This window comes from Bacillus sp. 5w2 (assembly GCF_054353775.1).
In genome coordinates this window covers 35,249-52,984 of the sequence record NZ_JBTIWT010000004.1, presented here as the reverse complement: position 1 = coordinate 52,984, position 17,736 = coordinate 35,249, and the positions used below count along the sequence as shown (strand labels likewise).

20 protein-coding genes are annotated in these 17,736 nt (G+C 35.1%); 6 read left to right on the top strand and 14 right to left on the bottom strand.

Annotated features, from left to right (window positions below):
• Positions 1-242 precede the first annotated feature (242 nt).
• The gene (sspO, locus tag ACXY7N_RS10095; RefSeq protein WP_088084101.1) at positions 243-392 is read left to right on the top strand and encodes a small acid-soluble spore protein SspO; all 150 of its coding nucleotides are present in this window, start codon (positions 243-245) and stop codon (positions 390-392) included.
• A gap of 41 nt (positions 393-433) precedes the next feature.
• On the opposite strand, the gene pdaB is transcribed toward sspO, so the two are convergent.
• Both pdaB and ACXY7N_RS10085 read right to left on the bottom strand, forming a co-directional pair.
• Positions 434-1,159: a polysaccharide deacetylase family sporulation protein PdaB gene (gene pdaB, locus ACXY7N_RS10090; protein ID WP_098405149.1), complete on the bottom strand. Its 726-nt coding sequence runs from the start codon at positions 1,157-1,159 to the stop codon at positions 434-436.
• A gap of 46 nt (positions 1,160-1,205) precedes the next feature.
• Positions 1,206-1,469 carry a hypothetical protein gene (locus ACXY7N_RS10085; protein WP_001146292.1) on the bottom strand — a complete coding sequence of 88 codons (264 nt, stop codon included), beginning with the start codon at positions 1,467-1,469 and terminating at the stop codon, positions 1,206-1,208.
• A gap of 121 nt (positions 1,470-1,590) precedes the next feature.
• Here ACXY7N_RS10085 and ACXY7N_RS10080 point away from each other — a divergent pair, with 121 nt between their 5' ends.
• The gene (locus tag ACXY7N_RS10080; protein WP_016086814.1) at positions 1,591-1,713 is read left to right on the top strand and encodes a small acid-soluble spore protein P; all 123 of its coding nucleotides are present in this window, start codon (positions 1,591-1,593) and stop codon (positions 1,711-1,713) included.
• A gap of 124 nt (positions 1,714-1,837) precedes the next feature.
• Positions 1,838-2,224, top strand: coding sequence for an Hsp20/alpha crystallin family protein (locus ACXY7N_RS10075; protein ID WP_000516738.1), 387 nt, complete (start codon positions 1,838-1,840; stop codon positions 2,222-2,224).
• Positions 2,225-2,466: 242 nt separating this feature from the next.
• Here ACXY7N_RS10075 and ACXY7N_RS10070 read toward each other — a convergent pair whose 3' ends face one another.
• The 3 genes from ACXY7N_RS10070 to ACXY7N_RS10060 all read right to left on the bottom strand — a co-directional run bounded on the left by ACXY7N_RS10070 (position 2,467) and on the right by ACXY7N_RS10060 (position 6,126).
• Entirely contained in the window at positions 2,467-3,669 is a 1,203-nt protein-coding gene (locus ACXY7N_RS10070) for an MDR family MFS transporter (protein WP_488592418.1), read from the bottom strand.
• A gap of 171 nt (positions 3,670-3,840) precedes the next feature.
• On the bottom strand, positions 3,841-4,971 hold the full coding sequence (locus tag ACXY7N_RS10065; protein ID WP_116349034.1) for an RNA-guided endonuclease InsQ/TnpB family protein: 1,131 nt from the start codon (positions 4,969-4,971) through the stop codon (positions 3,841-3,843).
• 747 nt (positions 4,972-5,718) lie between these two features.
• Positions 5,719-6,126, bottom strand: coding sequence for a hypothetical protein (locus tag ACXY7N_RS10060; RefSeq protein ID WP_000965133.1), 408 nt, complete (start codon positions 6,124-6,126; stop codon positions 5,719-5,721).
• A 137-nt stretch (positions 6,127-6,263) separates the two neighbouring features.
• Here ACXY7N_RS10060 and ACXY7N_RS10055 point away from each other — a divergent pair, with 137 nt between their 5' ends.
• Entirely contained in the window at positions 6,264-7,466 is a 1,203-nt protein-coding gene (locus ACXY7N_RS10055) for a DHHA1 domain-containing protein (RefSeq protein ID WP_148667365.1), read from the top strand.
• Between the two features lie 46 nt (positions 7,467-7,512).
• Here the strand turns inward: ACXY7N_RS10055 and ACXY7N_RS10050 are convergent, their stop codons facing one another.
• Positions 7,513-7,956, bottom strand: coding sequence for an NUDIX hydrolase (locus ACXY7N_RS10050; protein WP_016086810.1), 444 nt, complete (start codon positions 7,954-7,956; stop codon positions 7,513-7,515).
• 104 nt (positions 7,957-8,060) lie between these two features.
• Here ACXY7N_RS10050 and ACXY7N_RS10045 point away from each other — a divergent pair, with 104 nt between their 5' ends.
• The gene (locus ACXY7N_RS10045) at positions 8,061-8,642 is read left to right on the top strand and encodes a DUF6434 domain-containing protein (RefSeq protein WP_016135146.1); all 582 of its coding nucleotides are present in this window, start codon (positions 8,061-8,063) and stop codon (positions 8,640-8,642) included.
• A gap of 7 nt (positions 8,643-8,649) precedes the next feature.
• Here the strand turns inward: ACXY7N_RS10045 and ACXY7N_RS10040 are convergent, their stop codons facing one another.
• The 8 genes from ACXY7N_RS10040 to ACXY7N_RS10005 form a co-directional block, all read right to left on the bottom strand.
• Positions 8,650-9,741: an acetyl-CoA C-acyltransferase gene (locus ACXY7N_RS10040; RefSeq protein ID WP_488592381.1), complete on the bottom strand. Its 1,092-nt coding sequence runs from the start codon at positions 9,739-9,741 to the stop codon at positions 8,650-8,652.
• Positions 9,734-11,197 (bottom strand): acyl-CoA synthetase, encoded by a 1,464-nt coding sequence (locus tag ACXY7N_RS10035; RefSeq protein ID WP_016086807.1) that lies wholly within the window; start codon positions 11,195-11,197, stop codon positions 9,734-9,736. The genes ACXY7N_RS10040 and ACXY7N_RS10035 overlap by 8 nt, the downstream gene beginning before the upstream one ends.
• A gap of 65 nt (positions 11,198-11,262) precedes the next feature.
• A complete protein-coding gene (locus ACXY7N_RS10030; RefSeq protein ID WP_016086806.1) occupies positions 11,263-11,838 on the bottom strand; it encodes a biotin transporter BioY in 576 nt (191 codons plus the stop codon).
• A gap of 123 nt (positions 11,839-11,961) precedes the next feature.
• Complete coding sequence (locus tag ACXY7N_RS10025; protein WP_002167835.1) at positions 11,962-13,575, bottom strand: long-chain fatty acid--CoA ligase; 1,614 nt, start codon at positions 13,573-13,575, stop codon at positions 11,962-11,964.
• A 136-nt stretch (positions 13,576-13,711) separates the two neighbouring features.
• On the bottom strand, positions 13,712-14,362 hold the full coding sequence (locus tag ACXY7N_RS10020; protein WP_016086805.1) for an ABC-2 transporter permease: 651 nt from the start codon (positions 14,360-14,362) through the stop codon (positions 13,712-13,714).
• Positions 14,363-15,214, bottom strand: a complete 852-nt coding sequence (locus ACXY7N_RS10015) for an ABC transporter ATP-binding protein (protein WP_016135149.1) — start codon at positions 15,212-15,214, stop codon at positions 14,363-14,365.
• A 45-nt stretch (positions 15,215-15,259) separates the two neighbouring features.
• Entirely contained in the window at positions 15,260-16,048 is a 789-nt protein-coding gene (locus ACXY7N_RS10010) for a helix-turn-helix domain-containing protein (RefSeq protein WP_016135150.1), read from the bottom strand.
• A 452-nt stretch (positions 16,049-16,500) separates the two neighbouring features.
• Complete coding sequence (locus ACXY7N_RS10005) at positions 16,501-16,704, bottom strand: hypothetical protein (RefSeq protein WP_016086802.1); 204 nt, start codon at positions 16,702-16,704, stop codon at positions 16,501-16,503.
• A 152-nt stretch (positions 16,705-16,856) separates the two neighbouring features.
• On the opposite strand from ACXY7N_RS10005, the gene ACXY7N_RS10000 reads away from it, so the two are divergent.
• On the top strand, positions 16,857-17,669 hold the full coding sequence (locus ACXY7N_RS10000; RefSeq protein ID WP_016135151.1) for a GNAT family N-acetyltransferase: 813 nt from the start codon (positions 16,857-16,859) through the stop codon (positions 17,667-17,669).
• Positions 17,670-17,736: the final 67 nt, after the last annotated feature.

Genomic DNA, 17,736 nt, shown 5'->3' with positions numbered 1-17,736 from the left:
AGACAAACTTTTCAATACCTTACGATAATATCTTATTACAACTTTCTAAATAAGTAAATAATAAGAAACTTATAGATTATCATAAGTTTTCTTTATGTTTCTAAATTTGAATAGTGTTCATGCTCCTTATGAATACTATTACCATAAAGTAAAGTGCTCTATTAGCGCTTTACTTACAGTTCATACATACTATGAACTGCTCATCATTCAACATACAAAAAATATTATAGAGGTGAAATGAAATGGGTAAAAGAAAAGCAAATCATACTATTTCAGGAATGAATGCGGCACCTGCACAAGGACAAGGAACTGGTTACAATGAAGAATTTGCAAACGAGCCTTTAACTCCAGCAGAACGACAAAATAATAAGAAACGCAAAAAGAACCAGTAACGAAAAATCCCAAAAGGTCCATTTTCCTTTTGGGATTTTTTCTAATGTTTATAACGTAATAATTCTGAAACCGTTACAAATCGATATCCTTGCTTTTTCAGCTCAGGTAAAATTTTCGCTAGCGCTGCTACTGTTTGACTACGATCATTCCCTCCATCATGTAACAATACGATATCGCCACTTTTAGCATTTTTCACTACATGATTTACAATAGATTCAACCCCTGGATTTGCCCAATCACGTGGGTCTTGATGCCACGACCATAGAACAGTTTGATAACCAGCTTCTTTCGCTGTTTTAAATACAGCATCGTTAATATATCCGCCAGGAGGACGGAATAGCAAAGGTTCTTTCACCCATTTTTTAAAATATTTCTTTCCATCTAAAATATCATTTTCTAATTTTTCATCTGATGAATTACTCGCATACAAATGATTCATCGTATGATTTCCAATTTCATGTCCCTCTTTTAAAACTTGTTTCACCAAATACGGATTACGCTGAACTCGAAATCCAATCATAAAAAATGTCGCTTCTGCTTTATATTGACGTAATAAATTTAAAATTTGTGGTGTATAAGTTGGATCTGGTCCATCATCAAATGTAATGGCAATAATCTTTTCATTATTAGGTACTTCCCATGTTACATAGCCAGTTGGTTCTAGCTCTTTTCTGAGCAACATTTTCGCTTCCACTTTTTCAACTTGAAATATATGTACTGCGCATAATAAAGATAAAACGAATAGAAAAATTTTCTGTTTTAGCATAACGTTCGTCAAAGTAATAAGGTTGTCGAATACACAACGACCTCATTTACTTTTCTAATTGATCTACATTTCGCATAATGTTTTGGAGATTATTTTCGTATTGCTCAAGTTGTGGGCGTTGTGTTTCTGAAGCTACTTCTAACGCATTTTGAATCTGTTCATACGCCTCCTGAACCTCTTGGCGTAACTCTTTTAAATCATGACCGTAGTTTGGATCATTTTTTACAATGTTGTTAAATGCATGTTCTGCTTGTGTGACTCCTTGCTGCGCTGCTTGAAAAGCTTGTTGTTTATCTTTATGATATGGCATTATATAATCCCCTTTCCATAATAGTTAGTCCCATTTATCTTTACCTTTTTTCCTAAAAACATTCTCGTATAAATTTGCAAACTTCTCTCATTCTAAAGAGAAAGAGGAGGTGTCACATACAATGGGAAAAAACAATCGTGAAACGAAAGAAAAAAAGGGACAACCTGAACCATTAAGCGGATCTCATAAAGTAAAAAACCGTAACCATTCACGCCAAAAAAATCATGCGCATCATGATATGTAAACCAAAACAATCACACTAGCTACCTTTACCACATACAATGTTTATATTTTTCCATTTATTCTTCACCCCTACTTCATTCATGCATAACATAGTATGAATTGAGATTTTACGGAGGGTGTCTTACATGGGCAAGAAAAAGAAGGATTGTCTTTTTCATGTTGATGGTTTCGAAGAATGGATGGATCAATTTTGTTCTGATTCTTGTAGTAACTTTAGTTTCCCAAATCAAATTCATATTGATCTTTGCGAAACTGAACAAGAGTACATTTTGGAAACAGATGTACCAAATGTATCCGAACAAAATGTAGTTATTAAAAAGATGGAGACAGGCCTAAATATTTGCATACTTCATAATAATAGTTCTTTGCAACGGATCATTCCTTTACCCGCTACTATTATTTATAAGAAGATGCTAGCCTGCTTAGAGAATGGATATTTAGCCATTCATATTTCCAAAAATGAAGTTGCTAATAAACATGAAAAAAAAGTTCTTTTTCAAATTGAGAATTAAAATAAAGTAAAGCTTTAATCAATGGGAGTTTTACTGCCCGCAAATAGCGGGATAAAGTGAAACTTTAATCAGTGGGGGCTTCATCCCCCACTGATTATTAGTTGAACCAATCGGGCTTTTACGGGCAGTTGATCCCCCACCTAACTTCTTTGCTTTCGCTGAATTTTTAGGTGGGGGTTCTTACTGCCCGTTAATGCGGGATAAATACAAAAATAAGCCCCAGTCATCTGCTGGGGTTTATTTTATTTCGCATGTATTTCTAAATTACAATTTCTATCATACCTTTTTTTCAATAAACCTTTTGTAACTAAAAGTACGGGAAATGCTACAGTTGAAAATATAGCTAACGCTGAAAACACTACAAACCCATTTTGATACCCGTAGTAATCGAGAAGTACTCCCCCGAACCAAGGACCAATTACTGCTCCAATTCCTGAAAATCCCATCGCTCCAAAATATGTTCCTTTTAAATGCGAAACAGCTATATCATCTATAAACACATCCGTCATTGAAAACATGAGAACTTCTCCAATTGTAAAAATAATTGTACACATGGCAGCACCTAGTGTAGATTCTACTATTCCAAATCCAAACAATCCTCCGCTCACAAATAAAGTTCCAGTCATAATGGATACTAACGGTGTATACTTTTTACACATTTGAATAACAGGGTATTGAATTACGACTACAACAATCGCATTTAAAGCTAACATATACGAAAACAATTTCACTCCATCTTGAAATATATGTGCATTTGCAAAATATTGAGATACTGTTGTCGTTAAGTGTGAAAAGCCACAATTACTCAAAATAATACCGACTACAGCAACTAAAAATACGACATCCTTCCGCAATATACGAACTGCATTTAACATTGTGACAGGCTTTTCTGTATTTACTTTCTTTTTTTCAATTGGATACTTCTTAAATTGGAATGCTAATATAGCTGTATATAGAATATATACTCCAGCTGCGACTAAAAAAGGAATTGTAGATTTTGCGCTTCCAATCTGTAATCCGACAAGTGGACCAATCGCTACTCCAACATTTATTGCACCGTAACGTAAGTTATATACGAGTAAACGATACTCTGGTTTCGTTAAATCTGATAATAATGCTCTTGACGTAGGTTCAAAAAAGGACCTACATAATCCATTCAAAGCATTTAATAAAAAGAAACTTAAAACATGATTTGCAAACGAAAAGCCTATAAATACAAACACCCAAACAATCATGGACCATATTATAATCATATTTCGGCCGAATCGATCCGATAAATTCCCCCCAATAAAACTAGCAAAAACTCCAACAAGTGCACTCGTTCCGATAATAGCACCCGTCATTCCAGCTGATACACCTTTAACAGTTGTTAAATAAATTGCTAAAAAAGGAATGCTCATTGACGTAGCGAACCTCGCAAATAAAGTCCCTATTATAATTGTCATTCCTAACGGATGAATATTTTGCAACTTCCCGATACGATAAACTTAACTAAATCTATACAATTCAATCAAATTTACACAAGTTAGTGCTTCATCGTGTTCTCGCAGCCCCAAAGGGACGAGGGGTATAACACTCCACACGAGGCAGTATCGTTACCTCCTATTATCAAGCATTTATTTTACCCATCTTGATAAATTTATCGACGCATTTACATCCCTATCGTGATGGCTATTGCATGAAGCACAACACCACTCACGTATTTTTAAACTCCACTGTCCTTCTGGTTGAACTGAATGGTCGTATTTTACGCCGCAACATGAACAAATCTTGCTTGAGGCGAACCATTTATCAGCTTTTACATACTCAATGCCATACTTCTCGCACTTGTATGATAAACATTGAAAGAAGAAGTTTAATTTTTGAAATAAAAATGCTTTCGATAGTTTTTTATTTTTTAACAGGTTTGAGATAGGTAAGTCTTCCACAACAATTCTCATTGGTTTGGTTTTCACCAAGTTAGCTGTTGCTTGATGGATAAGGTTATTTCGGATATTCTTAATTTTCCTAGATAACCGCAGGTGCTCGATTTTTGCCTTTTCATATCCGGCAGATTGAAATTTCGCACCTTTTTTGAACCTCCTAGACATATCTCTTTGTGCTGACTTTTTCCTTCTCAAAAGTTTTTTAACCTTAGCATCTTTGTTTATATTTCGTTCTTTCGTACCATTAGAAGCTACAAACAGCTCTTTTAAACCAACATCCACACCAATCGACTCATTGGTTAGTGCTTGGGATTCAAAATCTTCTTGGAACCCTACACTAATCCACCAGTGACGACCATCAAAGGTAACTCTTGGATTGGATGGTTTTTTGTTTCTTGGTAGTTGTTGGCTTGTTTTCACTTCTCCAATCGACTGAATATGAACTACTTTCTTTCCAATAATCAGCCTTTCATAATTGGCATAAAATCCTTGGATTAAATCTTTTTTGGATTTATAAGAAGTGTGATAACCATTTTTGTACTTTTCAAACGAATGTTTCCTCGTCTTATCAAAATCTTTTGAAGCCTGTTTCGGAACTTGTGCATTGATGTCTTTTAACCACTCATATTTCTTTCGCTTCTTGATCTTTGTAAATCGTTTCTGTAAATCTAACTGTGAAACAGATTTCCCAAATAGCTTATAGTATCTATCACTCATTCTTTTACAATAGTTATAAGCAAATCTTGCAGCACCAGCATGGTTTTTAAGCACTTGTTCTTGTTCAGGTGTTGGAATCAGTCTGACTTTCTTCGCCAATATCATCAGAATGTAACTCCTTTACTGTGCGATTATTCGGGCACTCACCTTTCAGATAATGAAAGATTTGTTCTTCTGAATAGTAGCGTGTTCCATCAGCATTCTCCTAAGACTACTAGGATACAAACCTGTTAATTCCGATACTTGACTAACTCGTAAAAACTTCATTATTATTCTCACCTCATTGAATTTACCATCATGCATATCGGTAGATTCAATGAGACTTGATAGATTTAATTAAATTTATCTCGTTCAACTAAGGGCGCAATTCCTTAGCCAGTTCTCTTATGAACTTCTCATGTTTTCATATGAGCGCAGACTATATGTTTATCTCTTTAGAGATAGAGGATTTTTCCATCACCATAGGCTTGGGATGTACTCTCGTCAGTTATACGAGATAGTCGTTGAACGTTCATCTTATCACTTTTGACTTAGATGATTCGAGGCGGAAGACCCATTGTTCTAGTGTTTAGGATTTAACCTTGCACGATCTGATTGATTTTTTCTGCTTTCGCAACATTCACGCTCGCTATTTCTAGCCACGTTGTAGTTCAATCAGCTTTAGGGATTGCCCGCAGTTAACCCTCACTACTAGCCAATCACTTGACTAGCAGGGCTTACTGATATATTTAATTAACTTTAGTTATAATTGATTAAATAAATCGTAACAGTTAGTTACCCTTCATCTTCAAACCTTCTCTCCCAATTCTCACATAAAAAAAGAAAGCAAAGGATCTGCTTTCTTTTCCCTTTTTATACTTGAGCTGTTGATACCCGAGCTGTTCTCGTTATGTCCATATCTATGCCATATGTAAACTGTAATTCTTTACAAACATCTTTAATTAAAATTGCGACATTATATTTCTCATTAAATTGTAAAACGATGTTTTCTACTTCTTCATATGTATACTTATATTCCCCTGTAATGACACTTTTTAAATCAAAGCATTCATTTATACAAAGTTGCACAAGTAGCTGGTCATATTTCTCTATTACATCTTCTTTCTTCCATAGTAACTCTTTTACATATAACCGATCAAACTTCACACTTTCTCGATTACAATCCGTTAAAATCCGGGTCATTTCATTTAATTCTCGATACAATTCAGAAATATTTTTACTTAAACTAAGCAGTTTATCTACGCCGTTTTCATATAACATATTCATTCCACCCCCGCATTTTCTTTTTCTTATTATAGCAAGAAAATTCTAAAAATAGTTTCTTTCTTCTGAAATATTAGGAAACTAATTTCAATTGCTTTACAATGAAACTAGCGAACACGAAAGGGGAAAGAAAATTGGAGCAAAAATTATATTACACTGACGCTTATAAGCAAGACTTTACTACTAAAATTTTAAAGCAAGATTATGATAAAGACGGTAACTTATACGTTGTTTTAAACGAAACAGCATTTTATCCGACAGGTGGCGGGCAGCCCCATGATACTGGAACTTTAAATGGCATTGCTGTATTTGGTGTTGAAGAAGTCGACGAAGAAATCCGCCACTTCATTACAGAACAATTACATACAGAAGAAGTAGAAGGTAAAATCAATTGGGAGCGTCGGTTTGATCATATGCAGCAGCATACAGCTCAGCACATTTTATCTGCTGCTTTTTGGGATCATTTCAACATACCTACGATCGGATTCCACCTTGGAAAAGAAACGGTAACAATTGATTTAGAAACAGAAAATCTGCATGCAGAAACGGTCGAAAAAGCGATACAAATTGCAAACAAAATTGTTTTTGAAAACCATCCCATCCGCATCGAGTGGATGAACTTAGAAGCAGCAAAAACTTTACCCCTTCGTAAAGAACCGACTATGACAGAAAATATACGCGTTGTTATTATCGAAAATTTGGATTATAACGGCTGTGGCGGAACACACCCGAAACGTACAGGTGAAGTAGGTCCTATTCAAGTACTTGGGTGGGAGCGCAATAAAGGTGGCATACGATTAACGTTTATCGCTGGCTGGCGCACACTTAAATTAATGGGGCAACAACAACAAATTATGAAAGATGTTTCTAAACAATTAAACAGTAGCGAGAGTGATATTCCAGCAAAAATAGCACAACTTCTTACTTCTCAAAAAGAAAACGAAAAAGCAATACAAACAATGAATGAAAAATTATTATATGCAGAGGCAAATGAACTACTGCAACAACCTGCAGAAATACATGCTGGCATACTTATTTCTAAAGTATTTACAAATCGTTCTATGCAAGAAATCGCAAAGCTTTCTGCTATTATTACAGAACAACAAGAGCATGCCCTTACATATTTCGTCATTGAAAATGATGACAAACTACAATGCATCCTCGCTTGCGGAAAAACAGTCACGCTTGATATGAACGCACTTTTAAAAGATGCTCTTCCTGCAATTGAAGGAAAAGGCGGCGGAAATAAAAAGAGTGCGCGCGGCGGCGGAAAAGCGGTTATGACTGGGGACGAGTTTTTAAATCAACTTGTGTCTTCTTTACAGTCCGCAGTATAAAACATGTTTATGAAGGATAGCTAACTGCTATCCTTCATAAACATGTTTACAGGCCTATATTTTGTTTCAACCCTTGATAGCTCCCTGCATTTGCAAACCCCTCACTTACCAGTTTTATAAAAGATTCAGAAAAACCATAGTGACTTAATTCTTTAATCGGTACCATTTGCACATCATGAATCGGATTATGATCAAACTCGTTAGAAGGTAGCATAATTTCACCTTCAATCCTTTCAAGCAAAAACGTAATATGTAATAAAGATGGGCTAGCATCTGGTTTATCACAAACATAGAGTAGCTTCTTAATTTTAACTTCTAACCCTGTTTCTTCTCTCATTTCTCGAATCATCGCTTCTTCTAACGTTTCACCATTCTCTACCCTTCCCCCAGGTAAAGACCAATTGCGGTTAGCCACTTTTTGCTTTACTAGCAATACCTTCTCATCTTCAATTAAAATTCCCGTAACACGAACTTGCATTACATTTTCCATATATAATCTCCTCTTCCCGTTATATTTACAAATTAACCCTTCCGCAAAAAGAACATATGTTTTATAATTAAAGAAAATTATGGAAGAAAGTAGTTGGTACATCTATGCGTCCATCTCTAACAAAGTCTATATCACTTGAAGATTTCCAAAACTATTATTGGTTAAAAGCAGAACTCCAAACATTTTGTCGTGAGCATGGTTTGCCGGCTAGTGGCTCTAAGATTGAAATAACCGAGCGTATCTCACATTATTTAACTACTGGTAAAACATTTAAATACAGCTCTGGTCAAAAGGTGAGTAAAGCTTCCCTCTCTTATAAAGACCTTTCTCTTCAAACGATTATTACTAACAATCACCGCTGTAGCGAAGATGTTCGTGCCTTTTTCAAAGAAAAAATCGGAGCAAACTTCCGCTTTACAGTAGCTCTTCAAAAGTTTTTTAAAGAGAATGTCGGAAAAACATATGAAGACGCGATAACGTTTTGGTATGAAGAAAACAAACGAAAAAAAGATCCTACATACAAAACAACTATCAGCGCGCAGTTTGAATACAATCGTTTCACTCGCGACTTTTTTGAAGATCCAAATAATAAAGGAAAATCAAAAGCTGACGCTATCGCTGCTTGGAATGAAATAAAAGTAAAACCCGGTAGCAACGCTTATGTTCCTCAAAAAGTAGAAAACTAGTCCCTTTCTAGTCTTCTACTTTCTCAAATAATAGCGCAAGCCCTATTCCACCACCAATTCCTAACGTCGCAATTCCATATTTCATATGCTCTCTTTGTGCTTGATAAAACAAACGTGTCACAAGCATAGATCCAGATGCACCGTACGGATGACCAAGCGCAATTGCACCACCATTTACATTTACTTTTTCGTACGGAATTTGTAACTCCTTTGCACAAGCTACAACTTTTGAAGCAAATGCTTCGTTTATTTCAAAATAATCGATGTCCTCTACTTTTACATTCATTTCGTTTAGTAATTTGTTCACCGCAAATATTGGACCAGTCCCCGGAAGGTTGGGATCCACTCCAACTACAGCACTGCGAACGAAACGAAGAACAGGCTTGTATCCTAATTTTCGAGCTTGCCGCTCTTCCATTACAAGAACTGCACACGCCCCGTCGTTTACACCACATGAATTCCCTGCCGTTACTGTCCCATTTTGTAAAAATGCGGGTTTTGTTCTTTTAATAATTCGTTCATAATTCATTTCTGGCTTTATAGATTCATCTAACAATCCATTAAAAGACAATATTTCATCATGTATATATCCTTTTTCTAACGCTTGCAGTGTTCGTTTATAACTGAGGCCTGCGAACTCGTCTTGCATTTCTCGCGTTATGTTATAACGCTTTGCAACATATTCAGCCGCTACTCCCATATTAGGATCTCCAATTGTTTCTGGTGAAAATCGCGCTCTATTTTGAAAAGGTGATGTACTTGTACTCTCTACTCCTCCTGCAATATAACAATTACCTGCCCCGCCTTGAATGAAATGACACGCGGTGCGAATCGCTTCCAATCCGGCACCACATTGCCGGTCAATCGTTACACCAGGAATATGATAGCCAAGTCCTGCTTCTAAAGCAGATAATCTCGCAACATTCCCTCCCGGCCCAACAACATTCCCTAATATAACATCGTCTATTTCTCTCTCAATTCCTTTACTTAAAAACGTAAGAAGCGGCGTTACTAATTGCTGAACTTCATAATCTTTAAACATCCCATTCTTCTTACCAATAGGTGTCCTTTTTGCTTCTACAATAACCGCTCTATTCATATATCTTCTCCCGGTGTTTAATCATATTTTTTGCTGCAATACGAGCGATTTTCCCGCTATCTGTATACGGTATTTCATCTACAAAATGCCATTCTTTCGGTATTTTAAACGAGGATAATCGTTGTAAGCAAAAACTTTTTAATTGTTGCCTCGTAGCACTTCCTTTTACGATGGCGACAGGTTTTTCACCCCAGTAACTATCTTTCACACCAATTACAACTATTTCATCAACAGCTGGGTGTTCATGTAATACACTTTCTATTTCTTCTGGAAAAATATTAATTCCTCCAAATAAAATCATGTTCTTCTCTCTACCCACTATGTATATAAAGCCTTCTTCATCTTCATAACCTACATCTCGCACTGTCATCCAGCCATCCGCAGTCAACTCTGGAACTAAAACCTTATCCAATATGTAGCCCATAAAAAACTGATCACTTTTCACATAAACAGTTCCTATCTCGCCTTTCTGTACTTCTTCTCCTGCTTCGTTACATATTCGAACTTGCACATTGTGACAAGGTTTTCCTACTGAATTTGGCCTTCTATCGCTCTCTTCATCAACAAGTGCTGTTACAAAACTTAGTTCCGATGCACCGTAAAATTCATATTTTTGCGCATAAGGAAATATAATCTTTATTTTTTCTTTCGCTTCAGCTTCCCATTTCGCTCCTGACGAAATAATTTTCATTCCATTTTCTATCACTCTATTTTCTTTATATAAAGATTCTAGCATTGTCGGAACTGTATACATGACCGAAACGTGTTCCATTTCTAACTTATCCAGCACTTGATCTGGAATAAACTTTTTCATTATATGCACCGTTTGCCCTACATATAATGCACTTATTGCACCGTATAAAAAAAGAGAATGAACAAGCGTCCCAGCTATTAAAATAGAATCTTCTTTTTTCATATGAAAGTCATGTATATTGCAATCAAAACTATGAACCCACGATTGTTGTGCACGTAAAAATGCTTTTGCCTTTCCAGTCGATCCTGATGTAAATCCCATATAAAACGGAGCATGTTGTACATTTTCCACAGGATAATATGCAGGAAGATATTTCTCTATCATTCTTTTCCACTCAGCAATTTCAATTACTCTTCCTTTTTCATCCGATAGATCATTTACCTTATATCGCTCTGTCACAATCATATCCGGATTACTAATTACAATTCTTTCTTTGAGCTCATCCTGTTTCCACTTTATATCTAATGGCACACAAACCCATCCAGCCATAGCAGCACCAGCAAATAATTGTAAAAACTCCATACGATTCTCTAATAAAATTGCTATCATTTTATTCTTCGATTCTTTTTCGTTCAACCAGTTTGCTACTTTACAAACTGACTCAAACCACTCTTTATATGTTAAAACTCGATCATTTTCCTTTATTGCTATTTTATTTGGCTGTAAAGAGGCATGCTTTTTATATTCTTTCGTAATTCCCATATGAGATGTCCTTTCTTTACAAAATAATAAAAAGAAACACGCAATGAACGTGTTTCTTCTCTTTCTTATCCCGCATTTGTATACTTCCCACTCTTTAGAGCAGGCGTAATAATATGTTTCAATGAACGATGTAATTTTGTTACAAGAATTGCTGCTATAATCGCTTTTATGCAATCACCTGGTAAAAACACAACACTCACCTTCATCGTTTGCCACACAGAAACATCCATAACGAAAGCTTGTACAATAATACCAAATACATAAACTACGAAAATACCACCAATTATATTAATACATAATACCTTTATTATAGAAACTTCACGTAAACGCTCAATTAAATAACCAATGACAAACGCTCCAACGATATAACCAAGTAAATATCCTGCACTTGGCCCAACAAATACACCTGGTCCCCCGCGTCCACCTGCAAGTAATGGTGCTCCAACTCCAACTATAAGTAAGAAAATAAGCTGACTTAACGCACCAAGACGTGATCCTAACAATCCACCAGCAAGCATAACACCGAGTGATTGTAATGTTATCGGAACTGGTGTAATAGCAAGAGCAATTGGGGGTATTAATCCTAACACTCCCATAATAGAACTAAATAAAGCGACGAAAACTAAGTTTTTTGTATTCATATTTGCTTCTCCTATTTGTAAACTTAAAATGTTTTTCAGATAACATATTATAGGAGTTATATTATCTTTCTATCTAGACTTTGTCAACTTGTTTTTCATATCGGTTTACAAATGTAAATTCAATTATTTCTCTTTATGCAAATGCTCAAGTTCTTTTCGCAGTGCCTGTTTTAAAAACTTCCCAACAGATGTTTTCGGTATTTCTTCCATAAATACAATATCATCTGGTAACCACCATTTCGCAAACTGCGGTTTTAAAAACTCATATATTTCTTCTTTTGTAACCGTACTATTTTTCTTTTGAACAACGCAGGCAACTGGGCGTTCTTGCCACTGCGGATGAGGAATTGCAACGACAGCCGCTTCAAATATAGCATCATGTGCCATTAAAGCATTTTCAAGATCCACTGAAGAAATCCATTCTCCCCCGCTTTTAATAACATCTTTCGTACGATCAACAATTTTCACGCAGCCTTCCTCATCAACTGTAACAACATCACCAGTATATAACCAACCGTCTCGGAATCCTTCGACAGTACGATCATCGTTATAATAGCTTTCAGCGATCCAAGGTGCTCGTAAACATAACTCTCCCATCTCAGTACCATCCCACTTCACTTCACCATTTGTACCGACTACTTTCATCTCTACACCAGGGACAAGATATCCTTGTTTTGAGCGGATTTCTAATTGCTCTTCATATGATAATTCTGTTTCATAACTTTTTAAACGTGCAAGTGTTACGAGTGGGCTTGTTTCAGTCATACCATATGCATGTACGAAAGGAACATTATATTTTTGCTCAAATGCTTTAATAACGCTTTTCGGTGCAGCAGCACCACCGCATAATATTCTCGTTATACTAGATAAATCGTAACTATTATTTTCTAATTCTTGTAATACACCGAGCCAAATTGTCGGCACACCTGCTGCTATCGTTACTTTTTCAGCTTGAATCATCTCTAATAAAATTTTTGGAGTAAACATTGGTCCTGGCAGAACTTGTTTAGTTCCAAACCAAGTAGCAGCAAAAGGAAGTCCCCAAGCATTCACATGGAACATCGGTACAATTGCCATCGCCGCATCACTTTCCGATAAAGCAGCTGTATCCGCTAAACCGAGTGCCATACAATGCAGTACAGTACTACGATGCGTATATACAACACCTTTTGGATTTCCTGTAGTCGCTGACGTATAACACATACCAGCAGGTGTATTTTCGTCAATATCTTTTACAAATTGGAAAGTTGGATCGCCTTCTTCTAATAGCTTTTCATAATGATATACAGGTTCTAGCGTAGTATTGGGAAGTTCATCTTTATCAGTCATAATAATGTAGGCTTGTACAGTTGATAATTGTGATTGAATATTTTCAACGAGTGGTACGAGATCTTCATCTATAAGTAGAATTCGATCTTCTGCGTGCTGAATAATGTATGAAATATGTTGAGGAGATAAACGAATATTAATTGTGTGTAAAACGGAAGCAATACCAGGAATAGCAAAATATGCCTCCACATGTCGATGATGATTCCACGCTAACGTTCCTATACGCTCGCCTTCTTTAATTCCTAATTTTTTTAACGCACTGGAAAGCCTTCTCGTCCTTTCACCTAACTGCTTATACGTTAACGTCGTAACTGTATCATGTGTCCGTGAAACAATTTCTTTCTTTGAAAACAGTTTTTCTGCTCTTTCCATCATAGAACTAATTGTTAGCGGTACATTCATCATCATATTGGTTATATCCCCCTTTAAAGCGTTTTCATTTTTTGTTTATTATAACAGACTTTTACAAAAAATTACGACATTTTTCTGTATTTTCTGAATTATTTCTTTGGAAATAATTCAGAAAATACTAAGAGAAAATATATTAAAATTCCTTCTTACGATATATAAATACCGAAATGAAATAAGAAAAGATATATATGATAACGCCAAATATTGTATATAGAATTGAAACGTATACAGATGAATTTAAATTTGATATTGGAAATTGTTCTATTAGATATCCAATTACACTTTGTAATCCAAAATAAGTAACAAGTCCCCCACATGCGCCTCCAATTGTAATAGCATCAGATTTTTCTGCTCCAAAAACATAGAGAAGCGGATAAGCTATTGCTCCGGCATTAAGAATGATGAACGTCCCTAAAGAAACACTCTTAAATATACCATCATCAAATGGTGTATCTGAAACTAAATCATGTACATAAAATATGCCATACGATAATAAAGTACCAATAATTACAACTAAAAAATAGAAAAGATAGTGACTTTGTACAATATTATTTCTAGTAACCGGTAAAGTAAGTACATATTTTTCATACCCCGACTTACTCTCATATTTAATAACTTCAAGTGCAGGAATCGCAGCAAATAAGATAATAAACGTAGCAATTAAACGGTACATTGAAGCATTACCAAAATAAAAAACAAATCCCGCTCCTAATATCGCTATTCCCATGAACATAAAGAAAGTTCGATACACTAGATAATAGTTTGTCAATAATAAACCTTTCATTTATTTTTCACTCCTCGTTAATAAAACACTTATTTCTTCTATTGAAATGGTTCTATGAGCAATCCCATTTGGTAGTTTATGCACATCTGATACAAGTACATTGAAATAAGAACCATTATTCCTTTTCACCACAACTATATCTTTGTTGATTAAAGTTAGTTGTTCCTCATTAACATCTACAATGGCATAATTGTCCAAAATCTTATCCTTTTCTTCATTCAATAAAATTTCTCCATCTTTTATAACGATAAGGTGGCTAGCGATTTTTTCTACATCACTCATAATATGAGAAGAAAGTAATATACCACCATTACTTTTACTCACAAAACTTTTTAATTCCTCTAACACCTCCTCCCTAGATGAAGGATCAAGACCTCCTGTCGCTTCATCTAGAATTAATAATTTTGCATTATGCGACAATGCAACAGCTATAGATAGTTTCATCGACATTCCACGGGAAAATCTACCTACTTTTTCATTAGTAGGTAAAGAGAAAGAATGAACTAATCGGTAAAAATTTTCTCTATCCCAAGATTCAAACATCTTTTCAAAAACCTTATGTAGTTGTTTTATTGTAAGATGAGCCGGTAGATTCATAGCATCAAATACGATTCCAATCTTCCCCTTATTCTTGGCATCTTTATTTATATTTTCTTCACCAAATATTTTTACTGTACCGCTATCTTTAGAAATTAATTCTAGTACTGTTTTAAATGTTGTTGATTTACCTGCCCCATTGTCACCAATAAATCCAACAATTGCCCCTGATGGCACATTGAATGTAACATCTTTTAAAACAACTTTGCTTCCAAATGATTTACTTAAATTTTTAATTTCTAGAATGTTTGACATCATTTCACTCCCATCTTAACTTTTAATAAAATTGATTTTCTCCTATTAAAAATTATCCACTTTATCTCTCACTTTCTTTTTTAGTTTAAAAATAATACGATTGCTATATTCTTTATTTTCTACTAAAATTCGATACATCTCCCACACTCCTACAACACGAACAAAAAGATAGACCCCAATTGCAATAAGTACAACACAGTACGGATAATACTTCACCAATTCTCCTGAAGTGATATGCTTTTTCTCAAACAAAAACGGTATTGCTCCTGCGGCTATAAAACAAAATCCAACAATCATCACTGCAGCATACTTCTTCTTAATAGTCGTATATCTTTTTGTCAATTCTTTTAGAAAGTTTTGATCAAATAGTAGTTCTTCCTTTTTCAATACATTGTATCGACTCTCTTCTATCGTTACAGGTACCATCATTGCTCCAATTCCAAGGACAGCAATGATAATAACAAGAAATGTCGACATTGTTGCATTTTCTTTAAATAATAAATACGGTATTGTAGATAAAATGAGCAAACTAAATCCTAACGCAATATATTTAGAAATTTTTTGTCCATACACTATATACCCTTCTGCCATTTCCTTACTTACGTAATAACCATCCACATTTTCATTATTTTGCTCAGCAGTTTCCTTTAATAAATAATCAAGTGATACTTCAAATACATTTCCAATCAGTATTAACTTTTCAGTTTCAGGAAAACCTTGACCGTTTTCCCATTTACTAACTGCTTGCCTTGTTGTGTTTAATTTCTCAGCTAATGCTTCTTGAGAAAGGCCCTTTTCCTTTCTTAATTTAAAAAGCTTCTCACCAAATCCCATATGTGTGTCCTCCTTTGTTTTCTTACCTAAATTGTATGTAAACATTGCCCTTATCTCTATCTTCCTGCGGTTGCACTTTGTCAACTTACGGTTGCGATTGTGTTATTTAGCCGTTTTCTATACGATTTAGCTAGTTTTCTTCTATGATTATGGCGTTAATAAAACACCTCTCCTAATAACCAATTATAACAATTAAAGGTAATTGTTGTTATAAAAAAAACAAAAAACTCCCTTATTCATTTAAAGGAGTTTTCGATATAAAATATTCCAAGAAGACTAATTTTTCTTCCTCATATTGATTCACAACTTCTTCTATACATTTTTGTATGTCATACAACGATTAATAAGCATCCCACACAGTATAAGTTGTCATCTCCTTATATAAGGCACACTCACATATATGTAAAATATTACTCCTTATTAACTTTCCTAATAAAAACACTTCTCCATAATCATAACGGCTTCTGCTTAAACTTTTCATAATGTCGTACTTTTAATAAAATGATATTCCCGCAATCTGTACAAATATAAGCATCTACTGGTGAAGACGTGAACATCGTCTCCTTTTTCCGTATTTGTGCATAACCGACAAACTCCCCTTCTCCTATGTTATGAGAACCACAATTAGAGCATGTCTGCACGTCTTTCTGTTCCATGAGAGCACCACCTTTAATCTGTTTCCACTCCCTTCGACAGCTCACTTCCATTTCCCTTCCAAAAAACCTCTTATTCTCTTACATTTCAACAGGAATCTCAGAACAAACATCGTATATGTACTATGAAATATATTTATTGACGGAGGAATTTTATGAGTACAATTATGACAGTTAATACAGCACAAGAAATTGAAAACGCAGAAATACATATGCTTTCTTCTAGATTAGCGCTACTGCAAGCAATAAGCGGAAATCCAATGCAAGTACAAATGAAAAAATTCGGGAGCGCCACTGCCTTTTCATCAAAAATAATTGCTGGTCCTGCTTTTAACACAGTAAAAGGGATTACATTTACAAATACAGATGAGATAGATGAAATCATCTCTTATTATCAATCGCTACCAATTCCTTGTCGTTTTGAAATTACACCCGCTCAAGGTACAGCTGAATTATTTCAATACTTATCTCAAAAAGGATTTTACCAATCTAGCTTCCATACCGCTTTATATAGTATACCGAGAGAAGATCCATCCCTTCTTCCTTCTAACATTTCAGTACGCCAACTAAAAGAAAATGAGTTTGATATTTTTGCAGATATTTATGTACGTGGATTTCAAATGCCGTCATTTACAAAAGATGGCGTGCGCCAAAATAACGAAATTCTTTACAATAAACCAGGATGGCATTTTTTCATAGCAGAAGTTCAAAATACTCCTGCGAGCATTGGTGTCCTGTATATAAATAATGGAATTGCTTCATTAGCTGCTTCTGCTACTTTGCCAGAATTTCAGCGTAAAGGCTGTCATACTGCATTAATTCAAAAACGAATAGAAAAAGCTATAGCGACAAACTGTCATTTAATAGTTGGACAAGCTCGCTTTGGTAGTGGCAGTCAAAATAATATGGAACGTGCCCATATGAAAATTGCTTATACAAAGTCAATATGGACTGCAAAAGACATATAATTAACATTCTTTCTCCTTCCATTGCAATCTTATACATTCTATGACAATTCCTTTTCTATCCCATTAA